The sequence below is a fragment of the Rhodococcus sp. P4_E4 genome (genome assembly GCF_056401575.1).
Genome location: NZ_JBFUJB010000019.1, coordinates 381,578 through 387,990, shown reverse-complemented (window position 1 = coordinate 387,990; position 6,413 = coordinate 381,578). Strand labels below are relative to the sequence as shown.

At 61.7% G+C, this 6,413-nt stretch carries 6 protein-coding genes; 3 read left to right on the top strand and 3 right to left on the bottom strand.

Translation table 11 applies throughout. From position 1 onward, the window contains the following. The 3 genes from AC1DVN_RS21995 to AC1DVN_RS21985 all read right to left on the bottom strand — a co-directional run. Positions 1–524 (bottom strand): ABC transporter ATP-binding protein (locus tag AC1DVN_RS21995; RefSeq protein ID WP_477994218.1); only part of this gene is annotated, 524 nt, incomplete at its 3' end. Between the two features lie 80 nt (positions 525–604). Continuing rightward, positions 605–1,660: a BUD32 family EKC/KEOPS complex subunit gene (locus AC1DVN_RS21990; RefSeq protein ID WP_070386077.1), complete on the bottom strand. Its 1,056-nt coding sequence runs from the start codon at positions 1,658–1,660 to the stop codon at positions 605–607. Continuing rightward, the gene (locus AC1DVN_RS21985) at positions 1,657–2,160 is read right to left on the bottom strand and encodes a nuclear transport factor 2-like protein (RefSeq protein ID WP_223257837.1); all 504 of its coding nucleotides are present in this window, start codon (positions 2,158–2,160) and stop codon (positions 1,657–1,659) included. The genes AC1DVN_RS21990 and AC1DVN_RS21985 overlap by 4 nt, the downstream gene beginning before the upstream one ends. 158 nt (positions 2,161–2,318) lie before the next feature. Here AC1DVN_RS21985 and AC1DVN_RS21980 point away from each other — a divergent pair, with 158 nt between their 5' ends. The 3 genes from AC1DVN_RS21980 to AC1DVN_RS21970 are packed head-to-tail and all read left to right on the top strand — an operon-like array spanning position 2,319 to position 6,400. Next, entirely contained in the window at positions 2,319–2,939 is a 621-nt protein-coding gene (locus tag AC1DVN_RS21980; protein ID WP_308370542.1) for a TetR/AcrR family transcriptional regulator, read from the top strand. Beyond that, positions 2,939–4,702, top strand: coding sequence for a 3-oxosteroid 1-dehydrogenase (gene kstD, locus AC1DVN_RS21975; RefSeq protein ID WP_477846755.1), 1,764 nt, complete (start codon positions 2,939–2,941; stop codon positions 4,700–4,702). The genes AC1DVN_RS21980 and kstD overlap by 1 nt, the downstream gene beginning before the upstream one ends. 15 nt (positions 4,703–4,717) lie before the next feature. Continuing rightward, a complete protein-coding gene (locus tag AC1DVN_RS21970) occupies positions 4,718–6,400 on the top strand; it encodes an ATP-binding cassette domain-containing protein (RefSeq protein WP_477846754.1) in 1,683 nt (560 codons plus the stop codon). Positions 6,401–6,413: the final 13 nt, after the last annotated feature.

Sequence of the window (6,413 nt, the reverse complement as noted above, 5' to 3'; positions counted from 1 at the left end):
GCCGCCAACCGCTGCATGAACTTACGAATCCAGACGATGCCCTCCGGATCGAGACCGTTGACCGGCTCGTCGAACAACAACACCTTCGGATCACCCAACAACGCACCCGCCAACCCGAGACGCTGCGACATACCCAACGAGAACCCGCCGGCCTTCTTCCCCGCCACCTCGGACAATCCGACCAACCCGAGCACCTCGTCGACGCGGGACTTCGGGATCCCGTTCGAAGCGGCCATCCACTGCAGATGCGCCCGCGCACTGCGATTGGGGTGCACCCACTTCGCATCCAACAACGCGCCGACAGTCCGCAATGGCGTCTTCAACTCCCGGTACGGCTTGCCGTCGATCAACGCCGCACCCGACGTCGGCTGATCCAAACCCAGGATCATCCGCATCGTCGTCGACTTACCCGCACCGTTCGGGCCCAGAAAGCCCGTCACGATGCCCGGCTTGACCGTGAACGACAAATCGTCCACCGCTTTCGTCGGTCCGTAAACCTTGGTCAATCCCCTCAGTTCAATCATGAGGAGAACTGTGCCTTACGGCGCTGACCAGCACATCGGTCCGGAGGATGACATGGACCCTGAGATGTGGAGACGGCAGTTCAGGGAAAACCCTGTCCTCGACCGGAAGTCGGAACTGCCGCGGCATGAGGGTAGGGCGCGTCGAAGTCGCCGTCGAACAATCGCCAGTAGAAGTCGTTCATTCTCGCAGCGGCGGGCGCGTGCCGGGTCAAGATCGCGGCCACCTCCGGTGCCACATCACCTGGGACATGACCTGTGGCGCATCGTCGTACGTACTGGTTGCGGGCGACTGGTCCGCCGTGTTTCGGTCTCGGCACTCCGCAGACCTCGGTGACCAGCCAGTTGACCAGAAGCATGGCGGCGTAGTCGGCGTCATGGGTGGCATGGCGCCGGACGAAGTCATGTTCGGTAGTCGACAGGTCGAAGTGTGGGGATGTGGCCAGTCCGAAGTCGGTGAGATAGATCCGCTCCATATCGGTGCGCATGTTGCCGAAATGTCCGTCCATGTGCAGCAACTGTCGATCGCGTAAGAACGCCACGATCTCCGAAAACTGTCGCTCGACTTCGGCAGCTTTGGCGGCCGGGTTGTCATGCAGCCAATCCGAGATCGGGTGTGCGATGTACTCGCAGAACAGTACGAGGCTGCACGGCGCAGTGGCGAGTGCTTCGAGGCGGACCCGCGCTTCACTACTGGCGCAGGCGGTGGGAACGGAAGCGATGTCGGCGTGTTCGGGTGCAACCGGCGATCGACCGGGCAGCACCCGCCAGTGGTAAAGCATTGGGAACGACTGTGTTTCGCCGGCCAGAACGGCCTCTGTGACCATGACGTTCGCGGCCAGCTCTCGCCAGGCGTTGAAGCTCGGGCCCCCAATGCCGTACTGGCAGAACGTCGGCAAGTCGAAATGGTTGGAAGTAGAGCCCACGTCGGCGAGTTCCTGTTCGGTCAGTGGGATGCGTTTGGTGAATACCGGAACGCTGTCGAACCCGTTTTCGCAGACACCGACGAGTCCTGCGGCGCCGCCCACGCCTACGCTCGAGACTCGAGCGGTGTCGACCAGTCGGGCCAGTTCGACATCGTTCTGGGAAGACAGGAATGCTGATAGTTTCCGGTGGCGGTCAATCCTGACGTCCGTCATTCCGCGACTGTGCCACAGGCTCGTCCGGCTTCGATTTCGCGGAGCCGTCTGTCGAAGTCACCGATTCTGGCGGTGTCCTCGTAGTAGTCCTCCTGCTCGACGATTCTTCCCCACTTGGTTCGAACGAGAAGCACTGTTCGATTTTGATAGATGACGGCGCCGTCCGGGCCTAGGGCTCGGTCGTCGAATCGGACGAGCAGTGTCATGCGCCAGAGCGGACCACCGAAATACGCTTCGGTGACCGCGCCTTGAAGCCCCGCGTCGACAAATTCCTGGAGAAACGTCTCGATTTGGTCCCGTCCGGCATGCACTCCTGCCCACCGATGATCACCCTCGGCGAATCTGAGCACCGCGTGGTGGTGATAGGAATTCAACAGCGGCCGGTAGTTGCCGGAATTGAGTGCACGGACGTCGCGTCGGAACTTGAAGATGAGTGCTTTGCGCAGAAGTGATCGCGAGACGATCGCCGTTCCGAAGCCCGCCGCGAACCATCGTTTCATCTTCGAAGCTTGTCGTGGCATCGAATGCCCTGTCAACGAAATGCCGGGGTCTGCTGATATCTGACAGAGAATTGGATATTGACAGTGACTGTCATAATAGGTGAGACTCGCATTATCGAGAATGGCCGGATCTCGGCCGAGGCGGGAGGACGTTGCTGATGTCACTACGGGAGAGACAACGGTTGCAGGTGCGAGCAGACATTCAACGTGCGGCATTCGATCTGTTCGCGCGTGACGGTTTCGAGGATGTGACCACCGAGCAGATTGCGGCAGCAGCGGGGGTGTCGGCGAGTACGTACTTCCGGCACGTTCGTAACAAAGAGGATCTGCTGTTGGACCCGGTCAGGCAGGGCGGTGCCGGGATCGTGACACTGCTCGAGAATCGCCCGGCATCTGAGTCGGCTGATCTTGCGATCTCGCGGGCAATCCTCGAGCGTTCCAATGCTTTCGAGTCCGCGGAGATCGATCAGTGGCGAGCAGCGTTCCGCACCGCGCCGCACCTGATGGATCGAGTCGCGCTGATCGCGCCCGAGCATCGTGATCGGTTGGTGGAGTTGGTGGCACAACGAATGCAACTCGATCCTGAAAATGACAGCCGACCAGGACTACTCGTTCACTTGATGTTGGCGGCGGCGGAGTTCGGCTATCGGCAATGGATACGTAACCCCCAGAAGCGTGGGGCATCACTTCCCGTGTGCGTCGAGGGGGCACTCGACGCGGTTCAGGGATCCCGGTGGCGCACGCAGGATGACGATGACACGAAAGGTCGTGATCAGTGATGAACGAGAACTCTCGCAACTCCGAGCTCTCGGTAGTGGATGTGCCAGTGGTGGATGTGATCGTTGTGGGATCGGGGGCTGCCGGCATGTCCGCAGCCATCACTGCAGCCCGCAACGGACTCTCGACAATTCTCGTGGAGAAGTCGGAGTACTGGGGCGGTTCGTCGTCCCGGTCCGGGGGCGGAGTGTGGATTCCGGGAAACTCGATACTTCGCCGCGAGGCGCCGGCAGATGATATCGATTCTGCGCGAACATATCTGAAGAGCATTGTCGGAGAGGATGCAGACAGCGACCGTATCGACACGTATATCGATCGAGGCCCGGAAGCCCTCGATTTCCTGATTCGGCACTCCGCACTCGAGCTCGAATGGGTGAAGGGTTACTCCGACTACTTTCCCGAGGCACCCGGCGGACTTGCAAGCGGCCGCTCGTGCGAGCCGCGCCCGTTCGACGCGCGAGCTCTGGGCGACGATCTCGCGACCCTTCATCCGCCGTACATGAAGGTGCCGCTCAACATGGTTGTCCAACAATCTGATTACCGTTGGCTGAGCACGGGGGTTCGGCATTGGAGGGGGCCGGTGCGAATGCTTCGGGTGGGAATGAGATCCCTGGTCGCGAAGGCTCGGAAGAAGAAGCTGATCGGGCTCGGGCCGGCGCTCATGGCGGAACTGATGCTCGGAGTTCGGGACGCCGGCGTGACGGTCGAGCTCGGGACGAGGCTTGTGGATCTGGTTACCGACAATGATCGTGTCGTGGGTGTGCGACTCGAGTCCGGGGGAGTGCAGAGAACCATGCAGGCTCGATGCGGTGTCATCCTCGCGTGCGGCGGGTTCGACAACAACGACGACATGCGAGGCGAGTACCAGCGCCGGCCGAGTAGTGCGCAGTGGACTCTCGGGGCACCGACCAATACCGGAGACGGTATACGTGCAGCTCTACGCGTCGACGCGGCAATTTCGTACATGGACGACGCGTGGTGGGCCCCGTCGATCCCGCTGCCCAAAGGCCCGTGGTTCGCCTTGGCGGAACGCTCGTTGCCTCGAAGCCTGATGGTCAACGCCAGCGGTCAGCGCTTCATGAACGAGTCGCTTCCCTACGTCGAAGCCGCGCACGCCATGTTCGGCGGAAAGTACGGCCGAGGTGAAGGACCCGCTGAAAACATCCCGGCTTGGCTGATCTTCGATCAGACGTACCGTGACCGTTACCTGTTCGCGGGAGTGCCGGCGCGCAGGCCGATACCTCGGTCGTGGATCGAATCGGGTGCGATCGTGCGAGCTGGATCTATTGCCGAACTCGCTGCCGAGATCGGAGTGCCGGGCGATGCGCTGTCCGCGACCATCACACGATTCAACAGTCACGCGCGCGACGGAGTCGATCGCGACTTCGGCCGTGGGACAAGCAGATACGACCACTACTACGGCGACTGCACCAACAAGCCCAACCCCAGCCTCGGAGAACTCACGAAGGGTCCGTTCTATGCCGCGAAGATGGTGCCCGGAGACCTGGGGACCAAAGGCGGCATCAACACGGACGCTCGCGCGCGAGCGTTGCGCGCCGACGGTTCGGTCATCGACGGGCTCTACGCAGCAGGAAATACCAGCTCGCCGGTCATGGGTCATACCTATGCCGGTCCAGGTGCAACTATCGGTCCCGCAATGGTTTTCGGATATCTGGCCGCGCTCGATGCGGTCGGACGATCCCATGACGGTCGTGAACTCGACACCGAAGGCCGGAATAATGGTTTGGCAGATCGCCGTGGGTAGGGTTCCCTTGAGAGCGTGACCCACCTCAACATCGCCGACGTCGACTACTTCCTTCCTGATGGTCGACAACTGCTCAGCGGTGTCAGCTTTCGGGTCGGAAACGGTGCAAAAACTGCACTGATCGGGCCCAACGGGACTGGTAAGACGACATTGCTTCGCATTGTCGCCGGAGACGCCGTCGCTGACGAGGGCGCTGTCACTCGATCCGGAACACTGGGCGTGATGCGGCAATTCGTCGGCCAGGTTCGCGACGAGTCCACCGTGCGCGATCTTCTGTTGTCCGTCTCTCCGGCGCGGATCCGGGATGCAGCACTGGCGCTCGATACGGCAGAAAACGCGATGATCGAGCGCGACGAGGAATCAACTCAAATGAAGTATTCGCACGCGCTGGCCGATTGGGCCGATGTGGGCGGCTACGAGACCGAAGACTTCTGGGACAAGGTCACTACCGCGGCTCTCGGTGTTCCTTATGACCGTGCGAAGTGGCGCGCGGCCAACTCGCTCAGCGGTGGCGAGCAGAAACGGTTGGTTCTCGAAGCACTGTTCGCTGGGCCCGACGACGCACTCCTGCTGGACGAGCCGGACAACTACCTCGATGTTCCGGGCAAGCGATGGCTGGAAAAGGCGATCTCGGAATCGTCGAAAGTGGTTTTGTTCGTCAGCCACGACCGCGAACTGATCGCCAACGCGGCCACCCACATCGTGACGCTCGAGCCCGGAATCAGCGGCGCAACGTCGTGGACCCACGGCGCTGGGCTGGCCAGCTACCACCAGGCCCGCGAAGATCGGAACGCTCGATTCGAAGAACTGCGTCGACGCTGGGACGAGGAGCACGCGAAACTGCGTGCCCTGGTTCTGCGATTGCGTGAAAAGGCCAAGTTCAACGACGGCGTCGCTGCGCGGTATCACGCCTCGCAAACCAGGTTGGCGAAGTTCGAGGAGGCAGGGCCACCCGAAGCGATTCCACTTCAGCAGAAGGTGACAGTTCGGCTGGCGGGCGGGCGAACCGCCAAGCGCGCGTTGGTATGTCAGGATCTCGAGTTGACCGGATTGATGAAGCCTTTCGACACCGAGATCTGGTACGGAGATCGGGTTGCCGTGCTGGGCTCCAATGGATCCGGGAAGTCACATTTCCTTCGTCTCTTGGCGGGTGGTGGGACCGATCCGGGGACCGAGCATCTGCCCGTCGAGGCGCTCGACATCGCGCCGGTCGAGCACGGGGGTACTGCGACGCTGGGTGCCCGGGTACGTCCCGGATTGTTTGCGCAGACCCATTCCAGGCCTGATCTGACCGGGAACACGCTGCTCGAGATCCTGCACATGGGCGACGAACACCGAAACGGAATGGGGCGTGAAGCGGCGAGCCGCGCGCTCGACCGTTACGGATTGTCCCAAGCAGTCGAACAGAAGTACGACGACCTGTCCGGCGGACAGCAGGCGCGCCTGCAGATTCTGCTCCTCGAGCTTTCCGGCGCCACGATGTTGCTGCTCGACGAGCCGACCGACAACCTCGACCTTCATTCGGCTGACGCGCTCGAACAGGGCATCGCACAGTTTGCCGGCACCGTCATCTCGGTAACCCACGATCGTTGGTTCGCGCGCGGGTTCGACAGGTTCCTGGTATTCGGATCGGACGGGAACGTGTACGAGAGCGAGTCTCCGGTGTGGGACGAGGCCAGGGTCGAACGAGCGCGCTGAGATCGAGTAGCCG